This window comes from Pseudomonas urethralis, assembly GCF_021602465.1.
In the GTDB taxonomy this organism is placed as follows: Bacteria; Pseudomonadota; Gammaproteobacteria; order Pseudomonadales; family Pseudomonadaceae; genus Aquipseudomonas; species Aquipseudomonas vlassakiae.
Window position 1 is genome coordinate 116,990 of record NZ_BQIJ01000004.1, and the last position, 15,728, is coordinate 132,717.

The following is a 15,728-nucleotide window of genomic DNA, read 5'->3' on the forward strand; positions in this document are numbered from 1 at the left end:
GGATTCTCCTGTCCTGATGACCGGCATGCTGACAGCTGTCTGGCGCGCCGGCCTCGGTCGGATGCACAAAATCCCGGCGGCGTTGTTTGGGCAAATGCCTTTGCCGCCGTTCAGTCGGCCGGCAGCAGTTGCAGCCCCAGGTACAAGCTCAGCATGCCTTCCAGGCGCAACGGGTCCACTTCGCCAAGTTCGGCGATGCGCTCCAGCCGGTAACGCAGGCTGTTGCGGTGAATCCCCAGGGCATCGGCACAAGCCTGGCTCTGGCCATCGTGCGCGCACCAGGCGCGCAGCGTGTTCAGCAGCTGGCCGCTGGCATCGCGGGCGCGAAGGCGCTGCAGCGGCTCCAGCAACTCATCCAGCGCGTCTTCGTTGCGGTGGCGCCAGAGCAACGCCGGCAAGCGGTAGCGGTTGAGGCTCAGCACTTGCTCTTGCGGCAGCACCTCGCGGCCATAGGCCAGCAAGTCACGCACGCGTCGATAACCGCGGCGCAGCTGCTCCAGGCTCTGCGCTGCGCCGCCCAGGGCCAGGCGTTCGACCTCCCAGCCGTGGCGCTGCAGGCGTTCGATCAGGCGTGCTTCATCCAGCACCAGGCCCGCCGGCCGGCACCACAGCAATGACTCGCGTGAAGGGCTCACGCACCAGCTTTCCGGGTAACGGCTCATCAACCAGGCCGAGAGCGTTTCGGCGGGCGGGCCGGCGCGCAGCTCGAACAGGCATGGCACCCGTGGCAACTGAGGTTTCAGGCCCAGTTGCTGCGCCTCATCCAGCAGCCGCGGCGAATCGCCACTACCCCCGAGCAGCAACGCCAGCAAGTCGTCGCAACGCTGGCGCCGCCACTGCTGCTCGACCTGCAGGTGGCGTTGCGCCAGGAGCATTTCCGCGGTCATGCGCACCAGTTCGCCGTAGGTGCGCAGTTGCTGCGGCTCACCGGTCAGGCCAAGCACGCCGATCAGGCGCCCGTCGAGCATCAACGGCAGGTTGACCCCCGGCTGCACGCCCTTCAGGCACCTGGCCGCGTCGACGTCCAGCTCGACCACCCGGCCATTGGCCAATACCAGCTGCGCACCCTCGTGGCGGGTGTTGATGCGTTCCGGCTCGCCACTGCCGAGGATCAGCCCCTGGCTGTCCATGACATTGACGTTGCACGGCAGAATGGCCATCGCCCGATCGACGATATCCTGCGCCAGGTCATGGTCCAGTTCGAACATTCAGCGATCCTTAAACGTGTCAGCTTTTGTACAGCAGCACAGCGCCATGCACGATACGCTGTGCAAACGCACAAAGACAGGCGCGTCGCACTCCCCGAGACTCGTCAGGGCGAGCGCCGGCACAGGCGACGCGGCGACAACCATAACAACAGAGACCACGATCATGGCACACAGCCCTGCCCCTGACCAAGGCACCGACATCACCCGCAACGCGCTGTACCGGCGCATCACCTTGCGGCTGATCCCGTTCATTTTCATCTGCTACCTGTTCAACTACCTGGACCGCGTCAACGTCGGCTTCGCCAAGCTGCAGATGCTCGACGCATTGAAGTTCAGCGAGACCGTGTACGGCCTGGGCGCCGGCATCTTCTTCATCGGCTACGTGCTCTGCGGCCTGCCGAGCAACCTGGCGCTCAACCGCTTCGGCCCGCGGCGCTGGATTGCCGCGATGATGATCGCCTGGGGCAGCCTGTCGACCTGCCTGCTGTTCGTCACCACCCCGACCGAGTTCTACACCCTGCGCCTGCTGACCGGCGCCGCCGAAGCGGGCTTCTTCCCCGGCGTGGTGCTGTACCTCTCGCGCTGGTTCCCGGCCGACCGCCGTGGCCGCATCATGGCCCTGTTCATGTCGGCGATCCCGGTGTCGGGCCTGCTCGGTGGGCCATTCTCGGGCTGGATCCTCGACCACTTCGCCGCCGGCCAGCATGGCCTGGCCGGCTGGCAGTGGATGTTCCTGATCCAGGGGGTGCCTACCGTGCTCCTCGGCGTGCTGGCCATCAAGCTACTCAGCGACGGCTATCAGAAAGCCGCCTGGCTGAGCACTGCCGAGCGCCAGTTGATCGCCGCCGACCTTGAGGCCGACGCTGCCAGCAAGCCAGCCACCCGTGGCGACAGCGTGATGGCCGTGCTGACCAACCCGCTGATCTGGACCTTCGGCTTCGTCTACTTCTGTATCCAGAGCGGTGTGTACGCGATCAACTTCTGGCTGCCGTCGATCATCAAGAACATGGGCTTCGACAACCCGCTGCTGATCGGCTGGCTGAGCGCCATTCCGTACCTGCTGGCCGGCGTGTTCATGATCCTCTGCGGGCGCTCGGCTGACCTGCGCAACGAGCGCCGCTGGCATCTCGTGGTACCGATGCTGATGGGCGCCGTCGGCCTGCTGATCGCGGTCAACTTCGCCGGCAACCCGACCCTTGCCATCCTCGGCCTGTCGATCGCCACCATGGGTGCCCTCACCGGCTTGCCGATGTTCTGGCCGATGCCGACCGCGCTGCTCAGCGCCAGTGCCGCAGTGGCAGGCCTGGCGATCATCAACTCGGTGGGCCAGATGGCCGGGTTCCTCAGCCCGTACCTGGTCGGCTTCATCAAGGACCAGACCGGCTCGACCGATGCCGCACTGTATTCGCTGGCCGCGTTGATCGTGCTGGGGAGCCTGGTGGCCCTGCGGGTTACCCGGGCCGGTGCACTGAAGACTGCGCCGGCCAATTGAGCTTTCTGGTGCGTTCGCCGGGAGGTTTGCAGTGCCGATGAGATCGAGCGCCGCCCGCGCGGCGCTCGATCTCATCGGCACTGCAAATCCCGAGGCGAGCACTGGACGCCGATCGTCAGCTCAACGCATCCCCTTCGCCCCTCAGGCGTCAAATGTCTCCAAAGGCCCCCTTTGGAGAAGCCCCATGACCCAGCACGCCGTGGCCCGCCTCGAACAGCTCGATGCCAAGCGCCCATTGCGCGTCCAGGCAGGCAACGAAGAAATGATCCTCGTCCGCCAGGGCGATCAGGTCCATGCCTACCAGGGCAACTGCCCGCACGCAGGCGCGCCACTGGAAGAAGGCGTGGTCTGTGGCGGCCTGCTGATCTGCCCTTGGCACAAGGCAGCGTTTGCCGTCGACGAAGGTGCGGTCTGTGAACCTCCGGCCTTGACCGGCCTGCGCCGCTACCGGGCGTGGGTCAAAGACGGTGAAGTCTGGGTCGATGACCAGCCGTTGCCAAAGAACGAGCCACCGCGTCACAGCGATGCCCGCACCTTCGTGGTGATCGGTGCCGGTGCTGCCGGCTCGGCGGCCGTTGCCACACTGCTCGACCACGGCTTTGGCGGGCACCTGATCTGGCTTGACCAGGAGCGCCAACCCGCCTACGACCGCACCGCCTTGAGCAAATTCGTCATTGCCGGCGAGATGGCGCCGGACGAGGTGTCAAGCCTGATCGAACCCGACCAGTTGCGCAGAGGCCATCTGGATCGGCGCTTCGGCAAAGTCCGGGTTCTCGACGCGAAAAAGCGCCAGATCATCCTCGCCGACGGCCAGCACATCGATTACGACGCGGCCCTGTTGGCCACTGGCAGCAAGCCGGTGCGTCCGCAGCTGCCAGGTGTCGACCTGCCCGGCATCATGACCTTGCGCTCACGCGAGGATGCCGCACGCCTGCTCGATGCCGCCGAACCGGGGCAGCCGGTGGTGATCGTCGGAGACAGCTTCATAGGCCTGGAAGCCGCCTCGGCACTGCGAAAGTACGGTGCGCAGGTGCACGTGGTCACCCGTCACGAAGTCCCGTTGGCCAAGCAGCTCGGTGAGCGTATCGGCCGCTGTATGCGTGAGCTGCATGAACGCAAGGGCGTGGTCTTTCATGGCCCGACCGAGGTCGAACGCTTCCTCGGCGAGGACAAAGTCGAAGCCGTGCAACTGGCCAATGGCGAAAAACTGTCCACCGCCCTGGTACTGCTTGGCACCGGCGTGAAGCCCGCCACTGCCTTCGTGCAAGGCGTGCCGCTGGGCAAGGACCAGTCGCTGAAGGTCGATGCCGAACTGCATGTCGCCGAGGGGCTATGGGCAGCCGGTGACATCGCTACTTTCCCTCATGACGGTCGGCCGGTGCGCATCGAGCACTGGCGCCTGGCCCAGCAGCTTGGGGTGATCGCCGCTGCCAACATGTTGGGTGAACAGCGCCGCTACAACGATGTGCCGTTTTTCTGGACCTACCAGAACGGGCGCACCTACGAGGTGCTGGGGCATGCCCGGGACTGGGACCGTATCGAATTCGTCGGGGAACCGGAGAAAGGCGACTTCATTGCCTTGCAGTGTATCGGGGAACAGGTCGAGGCAGTGATTGCCAAGGGCTATTCGGATGCCATGGCGACGCTGTCACAGCGGATGAAGCGATCCTTGAGCCTGGAGGAGGCACTTCAGCTGATTGGCTGACTCAACGTGCCAGCAACCTCTCAAAGCCCCTCAAGCGCTGGCGCGTCACCCGCAGGACTGGCTGGTCGCGTCCAAGGTTGGTATGGGCCCCGCCGATGCAGGCCTGTTACTGAAGAAGGGAGCTTGAAGGCTCCCCCCTTGCCCAGCAGCCTGATCAATGCACGGGGGGTTCCACTTCAATCTGCACATTGAAAGCGTAAAGTCGGCCTTGGTCATCAATGCCTACTTCGTAGGAAACAGCTTGGCCCTCACGAAACTGTTTGCCGGGCTCATGCAGAAAATACATGCCTTGTTCTGCTGTCCCCGTCCCAGGATCGGCAGATACGGATACCGGGTTTATGTCACGCACTTTACTGGACATGAACAACACCTCCGTGCGGGTGGATCTTGCGCTCGTTCGGGCGCTCGCTGGATCGTGCAAGGTGCCGGTTGTCTATGAGGGTTGAACCTTGGCTGCCTGCATGCCCTTCTGCCCCTTTTCTTCTACAAAAGTGACCTTCTGGCCTTCTTTCAGGGTTTTGAATCCTTCCAATGCAATGGATTTGAAATGGACGAAAAGGTCAGCGCCACCGTCATCTGGCGTGATGAATCCGTATCCTTTCTCATCATTGAACCATTTCACTGTGCCCGATTTTGTTTCAGACATGATCTGCACCTTTGACCACTGAATTTGGGTTTACTGGGCAACCGTTGGGACACAGATGTCCAGCGCCGCTTCATCTTCGAACGCGCAAGCGGCAATAGCTACTGGCATTTTTATCAGTTCTGTTCATTTTCGTTTTGTGAAAAAGTAGATGGATTCGGCAATTCGCAAGGCTTAAACAAGCACTTTGATGAGTAACAAGTGCACAGGGTAGAACCAATAGCCCCAACGTCGCACCGCTGGCACCGGCCAGTGCTCGACCCGGAGCAGCAGGCAGCCGATGGGAATGGCCGCTGTCGCTGCGGCCATGGTGAGCAAGGTCACCGGGGCCGCGAGGTGCCCGCGCAGCCAGCTGTTGGTCAGGTTGCCCGCCACGGCGAGCAGGCTCGGCAGCAGCCAGGTCAGCCCGCCCTGGCGACGTGCCAACAGCCAACCGGCCGGTAGCAAGACACCCGGTAGGCCGTACATCAAGCGTTCACTGCAGAGCGCAGCGAGCAGAACCGCAGCAAGCCCGGCCAGCCGAACCCATAGCTGCGGATGCTGTACACCCCATGCGACCAGCAAGCCGAGGGTCAGCGTGGGAATGATGCTGAAGGTTTGCGAGTCCGGATCCAGCCAGCGATAGGGTGCTTCGGACAATACGGCGAATGCGAGCATCCAGCCGAGATAGCGCAGGTTGCTGTTGCCACCACGGGCCACGTTGACCGCCATGGCCAGGCAGAACAAGGGAAACGCCAACCGACCGACGATGAACAGGCCCTGCGCTGCGGGCCAGATGAACCGCACATGGTCGGCGACCATGGTCACGATCGCCACCCACTTGACCAGGTCCAGCCCCGCCGAGCGCACCCCTAGCGCCCAGCCTCGCTGGCCTGTCCCAGGTACTTGCTGGTCCAGGTTGCCAGTGGCAACGGTGTTCGCTGGTCCAGGATACGCCGCCAGATCAGTGCCAGGTCGGCACTGCTGAACATCGAGCCCGCGCCGGCGCCTCGCCATATGCTCGGCCGGTCGACAATCCAATTGCCCTGGCTGTCGCGTTGGGCCATGTTGAAGCGAAAGGTGTAATTGCCCGGAATGCCCATACGCAGGTCAGTGACCACCAGTGCGTTACCGATCTGGTCATAGCGCAGCCAGTCGTCGGTGAACCAGCGCAAGCGCTGGAGCAGCGCGGAACCGCGCAACGCCTTCGCCGCGTCCAGGTTCAATGGCAGGCGCTGCATTTCAGGCGCTTCGCGGTCGAATACGCTACTGATGCCTTCGTAGTAGTCGCCATCCGGGGTCTTCGCCAGCACCCGCCAGACCAGACTGTTGAACGCCATCGGCACTGCGCGCACCTCGGTGACCACGATGCCCTGCGCATCGAGCGCTGCCTGCAGGCGCTGTTCGGCGGCCATGCGACCGGCCAGGCCGAAACCCAGATAGGCCGTGCTGAACAGCAGTGCCAGGCTCAAAAACCGTATCGCCCTTCCCTGCAGGCCCTTGCATGCGGCATAAATCACCGCCACCAGCAGCGGCACGGTGTACACCGGATCGATGATGAACACTGCCGCCCAGCTCAGCGGGGTGAATGGCAACGGCCAGAACAGCTGGGTGCCGTAGACCGTGAACGCGTCGAGTATCGGGTGGGTCACCAGCACCAGCCAGAACGCCAAGAACAGACGGGGCAAGGTGTAGCCCTTGTCGGGCCAGCGCGTTCGGCCAAGCCGGTTGACCAGCCAGGCCAGCAGCAAGGCCAGGCCGGTAAGGACGAAGATCGAGTGGGAAAAGCCGCGGTGGTAGGTCATCTGCGACACCGGGTCGGCGTAGCGGATGACCACGTCGAGGTCTGGTACGGTGCCCAGTGCAGCGCCATAAATGAGCGAGCGCCGGCCCTGAAGGCGGCCGAGTACCGTGCCTTGCAGCGCAGCACCGAGCACGGCTTGGGTGATGGAGTCCACAGTCAGCCTTCCTGAATGGCACTTGAGGAAACCTAACCCCCAGTGGCCGGGTGGCGCAATCGCTGCTGTGTGACAACAAATGGCCGATGATGCCTTAAGGCAGCTGCCAGGTGTATACCAGGGTCAGCCGGTTCTGAGCACGGCGCAACCCATGGACACCGTCCAGCACCTGTGGTGCTCCTCTGGGAGCGGACGTGCCCGCGAACAAACCAGCGCGGCGTATCAGGCCTCCTGCAGCGCCCGCGGTCGCCCGCTGCGCTGCTCATCCGCACTGGCCTGGGCCTTCTGCAACTGGAAGTCGAATTTCAGCTCGGCATAACGGCCTTCAGCCCGTTCATGGAACACCACCTCGCCCACCAGCCCGTCACGGGTGGCGTAGGCGAAGTCGTCCCACAGGTACTTGTCGCCGGCCAGGTTGATCTGCGTGGTCAGGTGCCGATGGCCCGGTGCCGAGATGAAGAAGTGCACATGCGCCGGACGCTGGCCGTGACGGCCGAGCAGGTCCAGGCATTCCTGGGTCGGACCCTGCGGGTCGCAGCCGTAGCCCGAAGGCACGATGGAGCGCGCGCGATAACGGCCTTCGGCATCGGTGACGATGCGTCGGCGCAGGTTGTACGCGGACTGGCTCTGGTCGAAGAACGAATAGGTGCCACGGGTATTGGCATGCCACAGGTCAACGATGGCGCCGGCCAGTGGCTGGCCTTGCGGGTCGAGCACCTGGCCCTCAAGCAGCATGACCGTAGCCACGCCCTCCTCGCTGCCATCGTCCATGCGCACTTCACCCTGGGCGAGCGGCGCGCCGGCCACGTACAGCGGGCCTTCGATGGTGCGCGGGGTGCCGCCGGTCAAGCCGGCTTCGGCATCCTTGGCATCCTGCAGCAGGTCGATGAAATGCTCGATGCCCAGGCCAGCCACCAGCAGCCCGGCCTCGCCGCGCCCGCCAAGGCGGTTCAGGTAGTCGACGGCGTGCCAGAACTCGTCCTCGGTGATTTCCAGGTCTTCGATCAGGCGCGCGGTGTCCTGCAGCAGGCGCTGGATGATGCGCTTCAGGCGCGGGCTGCCTTGGTCATTGTCAAAGCCGGCGGCTTTTTCGAAGAACTGCTGGATATCGGCAGTGTGAGAAATCTTCACAGTCATGATGGTGACCTCATCTTGTTCTTGTGCAAGGGGTTGAATCAGCGATCGTCGCTGTGGATCGACGACGGGTGGCGGCACAGGCCGTCGACCTCGATGTCCATGTACGGGAACAGCGGCAGCTGCATGAGCGTGTCGTGCAGCGCCTCGACGCTGGGCACGTCGAAGACGCTGTAGTTGGCGTAGTGCCCGGCGATGCGCCACAGGTGGCGCCAACTGCCCTCGCGCTGCAGGCGCTGAGCCAGTTCCTTCTCGTCGGCCTTCAGTTGCGCGGCCTTGGTCGGGTCCATGTCGACCGGCAGTTTCACGGTCATCTTCACGTGGAACAGCATGTTGTGTTCTCCTATTTCCAAAAGCTTGCGCGGTCCCTGTAGGAGCGGCTTCAGCCGCGAACACCGGCACAGCCGGTGTCATCCTCCGCGTCGCCTGCTTCGCAGCTAAAGCCGCTCCTACAGGGGATGTGTGTTCCTTCAGCCCGTGGATCAGCGGCGGGCAAAGCGCGCCAGGCGTTGTTCGTCGAGGGTCAGGCCCAGACCTGGGGTGCGCGGCACATGCAGCTGGAAGTCGTGGTACTGCGGCGGCTCGTTGACGATCTCTTCGGTCAGCAGCAGCGGCCCGAACAATTCGGTGCCCCAGGTCAGCTGGCGCAGGGTCAGGAAGGCATGGGCCGAGGCCAGGGTGCCGATCGAGCCTTCGAGCATGGTCCCGCCGTACAGGGCGATACCGGCCGCTTCGGCGATCTGCGCGGTGCGCAGCACCGCACGTGGGCCACCATTCTTGGCGATCTTCAGGGCGAAGATGCTGGCCGCGCCACTGGCGGCCAGGCTGAAGGCATCCTCGACGCTTTCGATGGATTCGTCGGCCATGATCGGCGCCGGGCTGCGCTGGTTGAGGCGCACCTGGCCGCCGCGGTTGATGCGCGAGATCGGCTGCTCGATCAGGTCGATGCCGTTGTCGCCGAGCACCTGGCAGGCGCGGATGGCTTGCGATTCGTCCCAGTACTGGTTGACGTCGACCCGCACGCTGGCACGTTCGCCCAGTTCGCGCTTGATCGCCACCACGTGCTGCAAGTCCTGCTCCAGCGGGTTGGCGCCGATCTTCAGCTTGAACACGCGGTGCCGGCGAATCTCCAGCATGTGCTCGGCCTCGGCGATGTCACGGGCGGTGTCACCACTGGCCAGGGTCCAGGCCACCTCCAGGCTGTCACGCACCCGGCCACCGAGCAGCTCGCTGACCGGCAGGCCGAGGCGCTTGCCCTGGGCGTCGAGCAAGGCGCTTTCGATGCCGGACTTGGCGAAGGTGTTGCCCTTGGCCAGTTTGTCCAGCTTGAGCATGGCGGCGTTGATATTGTCCGCCGGCAGGCCGATCAGCGCGGGCGCCAGGTATGCATCGATGTTGGCCTTGATGCCCTCGGGGCTCTCGTAGCCGTAGGCCAGGCCGCCGATGGTGGTGGCCTCGCCGATGCCTTCGACGCCGTCGCTGCAGCGCAGGCGCAGGACCACCAGGGTCTGCTGCTGCAGGGTGTGCATCGCCAGCTTATGCGGGCGGATGGTCGGCAGGTCGACGATGATCGCGTCCAGCCGTTCGATGGTCGGGCTTGTCATGCTAAAGCTCCAGTTCAGTCAGTGAAGAATCGGGCAGTCGTCATCCGGGCCCAGGCATCAACCGAGATCACCGCCCCCGACTGGCAGGGTCACGCCGGTGATGTAGGAGGCCTCGTCGGAGGCCAGGAAGAGGATCGCGCCGACCTGTTCGTCGATACTGCCGTAGCGGTGCATCAGGCTGCTGTCGAGGGTCTGGGCGACGATCTGCTGGTACCAGGCCTTTTCCTGCTCGCTCTGCTCGCTGCTGTTGCGCGGTACACGGCGCGCGGGGGCTTCAGTGCCGCCAGGCGCAGTGGCATTGACCCGGATGCCGCGGCCAGCGGTTTCGAAGGCCAGGCAGGCCGTGAGCGCATTGACGCCGCCTTTGGCCGCACCGTACGGCACGCGGTTGATCCCGCGGGTGGCGATCGACGAGACGTTGACGATGGCGCCGCTGCCGCGTTCGAGCATGTACGGCAGTGCCGCGTGGCAGCACCACAGGGTCGGGAACAGCGAGCGACGCACTTCGGCCTCGATCTGCTCCACTTCGTAGTATTCGAAGGGCTTGGCCCAGATCGTGCCGCCGACGTTGTTGACCAGGATGTCGAGGCGGCCGAAGGTCTCCACCGCAGAGGCCATGACCTGGGCGCAATCGGCATGCAGCTCGAGGTCGGCGGTGAGGGTCAGCATGCCCTCCCCGGCCAGCTCGTGGACCAGCTCGGAACGGTCCACCGCCACCACCTGCGCGCCTTCGGCCTTGAGCCGCCAGCACACGCCACGGCCAATGCCCTGGGCGGCGCCGGTGACCAACGCGACCTTGCTCTGGAATCTCTTGTTCATTTCGACTTCCTCTCGATCCGAAACTGCCGGGAGGGCTTCGCCCTCCATCGCGACACAAGGCCGCTCCCACAAGGGAACGCCGAACATGTGGGAGCGGCCTTGTGTCGCGAAAGGGCCGCAACGCGGCCCCAGCAATCCCGCAGTCAATAAAAAGAGGCCGCCTTCACCCGCACGATGCCGGCGGCCCCAAAGGAACCTCAGGCCGCAGCCGCTGCAAACTTCTCGTAGTAGAAGTTCGCCGGGGTGATGCCCTGCTCGCGCAGGTACTGGCTCACCGCCTCGACCATCGGCGGCGGCCCGCACAGGTACACATCGACATCGCCGTCGTTGAGGTGCTGCGGCGCAATGTGCTGGGTCACGTAGCCCTTCTGCGGGTACTGGCTGTCGGGGTTGGCGACGCAGGCGCTGAAAGTGAAGTTGGGTATGTACGCCGCCAGGCCCTGCAAACGGTCCAGCTCGACCAGGTCGACGTCGTTGGTGACGCCATAGATCAGGTGCACGGGGTGTTCGCTGCCCTGCTCGGCGATTTTCTCCAGCATCGCCGTGAACGGTGCCAGGCCCGTACCGCCGGCCAGCAGCAACAGCGGGCGCTGGATCGGACGCAGGTAAAAGCTGCCCAGTGGGCCAGCCAGGCTCATGCTGTCACCGGCCTTGGCCAGGCCGGTGAGGAAACGGCTCATCAGGCCGCCCGGCACATTGCGGATCAGGAAGCTGACCTCGCCGTCCTTCTGCAGCGAGCTGAAGGAATAGGCGCGGCTCTGGTCGCTGCCCGGCACTTTGAGGTTGACGTACTGCCCCGGCAGGAACGCCAGGCGGCTCAGCGCCTCGCCCTTGATCGACAAGGCGATGGTACTGGCCGACAGTTGGCGCACGTCGCTGATGGCCGCCTCGAAGCTGGCCTGCTCGGTCTTGCACAGTTGCGACGACGCCGGAATGCGTACCACGCAGTCGCTTTCGGCGCGCATCTGGCAGGTCAGCACGTAGCCTTCGGCGATTTCGGCCTCGCTCAAGGCGTCTTCGATGAAGTTGTCGCCCAGGTCGTAACGCCCGGACTCGGCCTTGCACTTGCAGGTGCCGCAGGCGCCGTCGCGGCAGTCCAGCGGGATGTTGATGCCCTGGCGGTAGGCGGCATCGGCCACGGTCTCATGGCCGCTGGCCTCGATGAAGCGGGTCACGCCGTCTTCGAAATTAAGCGCGATCTGGAAGCTCATGTTGCACCTCGCGGGCGAGCCTGGCCGCGGCGCGCCAAATGGCACACCGAGCGGCTCGCGTTACCTCGGATCAGATGTGGTAGATGTCGATGACCTGACGCACGTAGTCGTTTTTCAGCACCACTTTCTTGGCCTTGATCTGCGGCTGCTCGCCGCGCAGGTCGAGGGTGTAGAAGCTGGTGCCGAAATAACTGTCGGTGGTCTTGTAGCGGAAGCTCAGGGTGTGCCAGTTGAAGCGCACCTGGCAGCTGCCTTCGCACAGCGAAACGATCTCGATGTTGCTGATGTTGTGCGAAGTACGGGTGTCCGGCACGGTCGCGCTGGAGCGCTCAGTCTTGATGCGGAACACCCGGTCTTCCAGGCCGCCACGGTTGCCGTACCAGATCAGCGAGATTTCGCTCTGTGGGTCTTCGGTGAGGCTGTCGTCATCGTCCCAGGACGGCATCCAGAAGGTCGCGTCGCTGGCGTACAGCTCCAGCCACTGGTCCCACTGGGCATCGTCCAGGTAGCGCGCTTCGCGGTAGAGGAAGTCGCGCACGGTGTCATGCAGGCTCATTGTACGGCCTCCACGGGGATCAACTGGGTTTCCTCTTCCAGGGCTTTGATCATGGTGTCCTGCCAGTACTTGTGCTGCAGCACGAACAAACCTTCGTCCTCGGTGCGCACACCCGACAGCAGCGGCTTGAGTTCGATTTCCCTGGCGGCCTCATCGGCGCCTTCCACCCAGTGCTGCGCGCCACGGGACAGGTCGTTCCAGCCGGTGCCGCCACCATAGCCGGTCTGGCAGGAGCGGAACTCTTCCAGGTCGTCCGGGGTGGCCATGCCACTGACGTTGAAGAAATCTTCGTACTGGCGGATGCGCTTGGCCCGGGCATCGGCGCTCTCGCCTTTTGGGGCGATGCAGTAGATGGTGATTTCGGTCTTGTTCACCGAAATCGGCCGGGCGATGCGGATCTGTGAGCTGAACTGGTCCATCAGGTACACGTTCGGGTACAGGCACAGGTTGCGCGAGTTTTCGATCATCCAGTCGGCGCGGGCCTGGCCGAAGTCGGCGGCCAGTTGCTCGCGGCGCTCGAAGGCCGGGCGGTCTTCAGGGTTGGCCCAACGGGTCCACAGCAGCAGGTGGCCGTGGTCGAAGGAATAGAAGCCACCGCCCTGCTTGGCCCAGGCGCCGGCACTCATGGTCTTGATCGCGTCACCCGCTTCGCGCTGCTTGCGCTGGTGCTGGGTGGCGGCGTAGTTCCAGTGCACGGAGCTGACGTGGTAACCGTCGGCGCCGTTCTCGGCGGTGAGCTTCCAGTTGCCTTCGTAGATGTACGAGCTGGCACCGCGCAGCACTTCCAGGCCCTCCGGGGACTGGTCGACGATCATGTCGATGATCTTGGCGGATTCGCCCAGGTGCTCGACCAGCGGCTTGACGTCGGCCTTCAGGCTGCCGAACAGGAAGCCACGGTACGACTCGAAGCGGGCCACCTTGGTCAGGTCGTGGGAGCCGTCGCAGTTGAAGCTGGCGGGGTAGCCGGCGTTGCTCGGGTCCTTGACCTTGAGCAGCTTGCCGCTGTTGTTGAAGGTCCAGCCGTGGAACGGGCAGGTGTAGCTGGCGCGGTTGCCGCGCTTGTGCCGGCACAGCATGGCGCCGCGGTGGCTGCAGGCGTTGAGGAAGGCATTGAGTTCCCCGTCCTTGTTGCGCGCGATGAAGATTGGCTGGCGCCCCATGGTCAGGCTGAGGAAGTCGTTCTTTTCGGGGATCTGGCTTTCATGGGCCAGGTAGATCCAGTTGCCCTCGAAGATGTGCTTCATCTCCAGGTCGAACAGGCGCGGGTCGGTGAACATTTCGCGTTTGCAGCGATAGACGCCCGTTTCGCGATCGTCCTCGAGCATGGCATTGAGGTAGTCGAATCCCAGGGACATGGCCAGGGTCTCCATTGTTATTGTTCAGACCGGGTCAGGTTAGGGCGGGGCCTGGGTTGGCAATATCCATCGCCTGCAGAGTGCTATCCGTTTTGTGCAAATATCGGCGCGATAGCATTTATCCATTGAACAGTGCGCAGCGCCTGAAGTAAGCTCGGGCTCAATCACTGGAGCGCAACATGCCAAAACACACCCGCAACCACGCCAACCACACCGGTCGCAGCCTGCGCCCTGTGCTGGCCGTTGCCGGCTGCCAGGCTGCTGCCAGCTATTACTTTGGGTATTGGTTTAGCCACTAGGCGCCGATACCCAGCCGGCGCCCACCTTCGAGGGGCCGCCGAACATGAGAATACTCAAACCCCCGGTCGGCTTCCCGACCGGGGGTTTTGCTTTTCAGGCCATTGCACTTTTACCGATTCGAACCGAGGACAGATTCATGAACTACGCCACTTATGACTACGCAAGCACCTATGCCTGGCGATTTAGCCAATCCCGTTCGGGCCAGCCTGCCGCCTCCGATCGGTCCATCACCGGTGGCAATGCTGCAGACAACCAATCAACGACTAGTCGAACACCTCGATAGGGCCGACCGCGCGGGCCAGACCCGCCGTCCGCCCAGGGAACATACGCCATGCAAGCCTCGAACCTCGCTCTGCCCCTGACCCAACCGCTCGCGGCCAACACCACCGTCAGCCAGCGCCTGCCCAGCCCGCACCTGCTCAAGCAGCAGATGCCGCTGTCCAGCGAACTCGCCCAGCAAGTCCACCGCCACCGCCAGGCCATCCGCGCCATTCTCGAAGGCCGCGACGAGCGCCTGCTGGTGATCGTCGGCCCCTGCTCGATCCACGACCCGCGCTCGGCCCTGGAATACGCCGACCGCCTGGCGGCGCTGAGCCGCGATGTCGACGACAAGCTGCTGCTGGTGATGCGCGCCTATGTGGAAAAGCCACGCACCACCGTCGGCTGGAAGGGCCTGGCCTACGACCCGCACCTCGATGGCAGCGACGACATGCATGCCGGCATCGCCCTGTCCCGTGGCTTGATGCTGAGCATGATCGAACGTGGCCTGCCGATCGCCACCGAGTTGCTGCAACCAATGGCGGCTGGCTACTTCGATGACCTGCTGGGCTGGGCGGCGATTGGCGCGCGCACCACCGAATCGCAGATTCACCGGGAAATGGTCAGCGGCCTGGAGCTGCCGGTCGGGTTCAAGAACGGCACCGACGGCGGCGTCGGCATCGCCTGCGACGCCATGCGCAGCGCTGCGGCCCCGCACCGCCACTTCGGCATGGATGCGCAGGGCTACCCGGCAATCATCGAGACCTTGGGCAACCCGGACACGCACCTGGTGCTGCGCGGCGGCCACCAGGGCCCCAACCACGATGCCGCCAGCATCGCCCAGGCTCGCCAGGGGCTGGCCAAGGCCGGCCTGCAAGCGCGCATCATGGTCGACTGCAGCCATGCCAACAGCGGCAAGGACCCTGCCCGCCAGCCAGCCGTGTTCGAGGACGTGCTGGCCCAGCGCCTGGCCGGTGACCGCTCGATTGTCGGCATGATGCTCGAAGGCCACCTGTTCGACGGCTGCCAGGCGCTGGGCAAGGGCGCGCTCAAATACGGCGTGTCGATCACCGATGGCTGCCTGGGCTGGAGCGCGACCGAAACCCTGCTGCGCGAGGCCGCAGCCCGCATGTGAAGCGGCTACAGCAAGCCTGGCGAGACATGACCCGAGCAAGTGCGCTAGGCTTGCCGTTTTCACCCCTCCAAGGAGCAGTAACCATGGCACGCGCCACCGCCCGTCACATCCTCGTTGCCACCGAAGACAAGTGCAACGAACTGAAAGCCCAGATCGAAGCCGGTGCCGACTTCGCTGAAATCGCCAAGGCCAACTCCACCTGCCCGTCCAGCCGCCAGGGCGGTGACCTGGGTTCGTTCGGCCCAGGCCAGATGGTCAAGGAATTCGACACCGTGGTGTTCAGCGCCCCGGTCAACACCGTACAGGGCCCGGTCAAGACCCAGTTCGGCTACCACCTGCTGGAAGTGACCAGCCGCCAGGACTGATCTGCT

At 64.2% G+C, this 15,728-nt stretch carries 16 protein-coding genes; 4 read left to right on the forward strand and 12 right to left on the reverse strand.

What is annotated here, in order from left to right:
* Window positions 1–110 precede the first annotated feature (110 nt).
* Window positions 111–1,208, reverse strand: a complete 1,098-nt coding sequence (locus tag L6D64_RS08185; protein ID WP_176506296.1) for a sugar diacid recognition domain-containing protein — start codon at window positions 1,206–1,208, stop codon at window positions 111–113.
* Between the two features lie 163 nt (window positions 1,209–1,371).
* On the opposite strand from L6D64_RS08185, the gene L6D64_RS08190 reads away from it, so the two are divergent.
* Both L6D64_RS08190 and L6D64_RS08195 read left to right on the forward strand, forming a co-directional pair.
* Window positions 1,372–2,700 carry an MFS transporter gene (locus L6D64_RS08190; protein ID WP_176506297.1) on the forward strand — a complete coding sequence of 443 codons (1,329 nt, stop codon included), beginning with the start codon at window positions 1,372–1,374 and terminating at the stop codon, window positions 2,698–2,700.
* Between the two features lie 184 nt (window positions 2,701–2,884).
* Complete coding sequence (locus L6D64_RS08195) at window positions 2,885–4,405, forward strand: FAD-dependent oxidoreductase (protein WP_176506298.1); 1,521 nt, start codon at window positions 2,885–2,887, stop codon at window positions 4,403–4,405.
* A gap of 154 nt (window positions 4,406–4,559) precedes the next feature.
* Here L6D64_RS08195 and L6D64_RS08200 read toward each other — a convergent pair whose 3' ends face one another.
* From L6D64_RS08200 to benA, 11 genes are all read right to left on the reverse strand, one after another.
* A complete protein-coding gene (locus L6D64_RS08200) occupies window positions 4,560–4,766 on the reverse strand; it encodes a hypothetical protein (RefSeq protein WP_176506299.1) in 207 nt (68 codons plus the stop codon).
* Between the two features lie 72 nt (window positions 4,767–4,838).
* Window positions 4,839–5,051, reverse strand: a complete 213-nt coding sequence (locus L6D64_RS08205; protein ID WP_176506300.1) for a cold-shock protein — start codon at window positions 5,049–5,051, stop codon at window positions 4,839–4,841.
* A gap of 171 nt (window positions 5,052–5,222) precedes the next feature.
* Window positions 5,223–5,897 (reverse strand): TraX family protein, encoded by a 675-nt coding sequence (locus tag L6D64_RS08210; protein WP_176506301.1) that lies wholly within the window; start codon window positions 5,895–5,897, stop codon window positions 5,223–5,225.
* Window positions 5,898–5,899: 2 nt separating this feature from the next.
* On the reverse strand, window positions 5,900–6,985 hold the full coding sequence (locus tag L6D64_RS08215) for a metal-dependent hydrolase (protein ID WP_176506302.1): 1,086 nt from the start codon (window positions 6,983–6,985) through the stop codon (window positions 5,900–5,902).
* A gap of 222 nt (window positions 6,986–7,207) precedes the next feature.
* A complete protein-coding gene (gene catA / locus L6D64_RS08220) occupies window positions 7,208–8,122 on the reverse strand; it encodes a catechol 1,2-dioxygenase (protein ID WP_176506303.1) in 915 nt (304 codons plus the stop codon).
* Window positions 8,123–8,160: 38 nt separating this feature from the next.
* Window positions 8,161–8,451, reverse strand: a complete 291-nt coding sequence (gene catC / locus L6D64_RS08225) for a muconolactone Delta-isomerase (protein ID WP_176506304.1) — start codon at window positions 8,449–8,451, stop codon at window positions 8,161–8,163.
* Window positions 8,452–8,601: 150 nt separating this feature from the next.
* The gene (locus tag L6D64_RS08230; RefSeq protein ID WP_176506305.1) at window positions 8,602–9,723 is read right to left on the reverse strand and encodes a muconate cycloisomerase family protein; all 1,122 of its coding nucleotides are present in this window, start codon (window positions 9,721–9,723) and stop codon (window positions 8,602–8,604) included.
* 57 nt (window positions 9,724–9,780) lie between these two features.
* Window positions 9,781–10,542 (reverse strand): 1,6-dihydroxycyclohexa-2,4-diene-1-carboxylate dehydrogenase, encoded by a 762-nt coding sequence (locus L6D64_RS08235; protein WP_176506306.1) that lies wholly within the window; start codon window positions 10,540–10,542, stop codon window positions 9,781–9,783.
* Window positions 10,543–10,739: 197 nt separating this feature from the next.
* Window positions 10,740–11,753: a benzoate 1,2-dioxygenase electron transfer component BenC gene (gene benC / locus L6D64_RS08240; RefSeq protein WP_176506307.1), complete on the reverse strand. Its 1,014-nt coding sequence runs from the start codon at window positions 11,751–11,753 to the stop codon at window positions 10,740–10,742.
* A 70-nt stretch (window positions 11,754–11,823) separates the two neighbouring features.
* Window positions 11,824–12,309 carry a benzoate 1,2-dioxygenase small subunit gene (benB, locus tag L6D64_RS08245; RefSeq protein ID WP_099814917.1) on the reverse strand — a complete coding sequence of 162 codons (486 nt, stop codon included), beginning with the start codon at window positions 12,307–12,309 and terminating at the stop codon, window positions 11,824–11,826.
* On the reverse strand, window positions 12,306–13,664 hold the full coding sequence (gene benA, locus L6D64_RS08250) for a benzoate 1,2-dioxygenase large subunit (RefSeq protein WP_176506308.1): 1,359 nt from the start codon (window positions 13,662–13,664) through the stop codon (window positions 12,306–12,308). The genes benB and benA overlap by 4 nt, the downstream gene beginning before the upstream one ends.
* Window positions 13,665–14,295: 631 nt before the next feature.
* Here benA and L6D64_RS08255 point away from each other — a divergent pair.
* Together L6D64_RS08255 and L6D64_RS08260 are read left to right on the forward strand one after the other, a co-directional pair.
* Complete coding sequence (locus L6D64_RS08255; protein ID WP_176506309.1) at window positions 14,296–15,357, forward strand: 3-deoxy-7-phosphoheptulonate synthase; 1,062 nt, start codon at window positions 14,296–14,298, stop codon at window positions 15,355–15,357.
* A gap of 83 nt (window positions 15,358–15,440) precedes the next feature.
* Window positions 15,441–15,722: a peptidylprolyl isomerase gene (locus L6D64_RS08260; RefSeq protein WP_054884552.1), complete on the forward strand. Its 282-nt coding sequence runs from the start codon at window positions 15,441–15,443 to the stop codon at window positions 15,720–15,722.
* The last annotated feature ends 6 nt before the right edge of the window (window positions 15,723–15,728 follow it).

Coding starts and splice junctions, on each gene's coding strand:
- catC (WP_176506304.1), bottom strand. CDS start 8,451: ATGCTGTTCCACGTGAAGATGACCGTGAAACTGCCGGTCGACATGGAC.
- L6D64_RS08205 (WP_176506300.1), bottom strand. CDS start 5,051: ATGTCTGAAACAAAATCGGGCACAGTGAAATGGTTCAATGATGAGAAA.
- L6D64_RS08200 (WP_176506299.1), bottom strand. CDS start 4,766: ATGTCCAGTAAAGTGCGTGACATAAACCCGGTATCCGTATCTGCCGAT.
- L6D64_RS08260 (WP_054884552.1), top strand. CDS start 15,441: ATGGCACGCGCCACCGCCCGTCACATCCTCGTTGCCACCGAAGACAAG.
- L6D64_RS08195 (WP_176506298.1), top strand. CDS start 2,885: ATGACCCAGCACGCCGTGGCCCGCCTCGAACAGCTCGATGCCAAGCGC.
- L6D64_RS08185 (WP_176506296.1), bottom strand. CDS start 1,208: ATGTTCGAACTGGACCATGACCTGGCGCAGGATATCGTCGATCGGGCG.
- benB (WP_099814917.1), bottom strand. CDS start 12,309: ATGAGCCTGCATGACACCGTGCGCGACTTCCTCTACCGCGAAGCGCGC.
- L6D64_RS08235 (WP_176506306.1), bottom strand. CDS start 10,542: ATGAACAAGAGATTCCAGAGCAAGGTCGCGTTGGTCACCGGCGCCGCC.
- benC (WP_176506307.1), bottom strand. CDS start 11,753: ATGAGCTTCCAGATCGCGCTTAATTTCGAAGACGGCGTGACCCGCTTC.
- benA (WP_176506308.1), bottom strand. CDS start 13,664: ATGTCCCTGGGATTCGACTACCTCAATGCCATGCTCGAGGACGATCGC.
- L6D64_RS08230 (WP_176506305.1), bottom strand. CDS start 9,723: ATGACAAGCCCGACCATCGAACGGCTGGACGCGATCATCGTCGACCTG.
- catA (WP_176506303.1), bottom strand. CDS start 8,122: ATGACTGTGAAGATTTCTCACACTGCCGATATCCAGCAGTTCTTCGAA.
- L6D64_RS08255 (WP_176506309.1), top strand. CDS start 14,296: ATGCAAGCCTCGAACCTCGCTCTGCCCCTGACCCAACCGCTCGCGGCC.
- L6D64_RS08190 (WP_176506297.1), top strand. CDS start 1,372: ATGGCACACAGCCCTGCCCCTGACCAAGGCACCGACATCACCCGCAAC.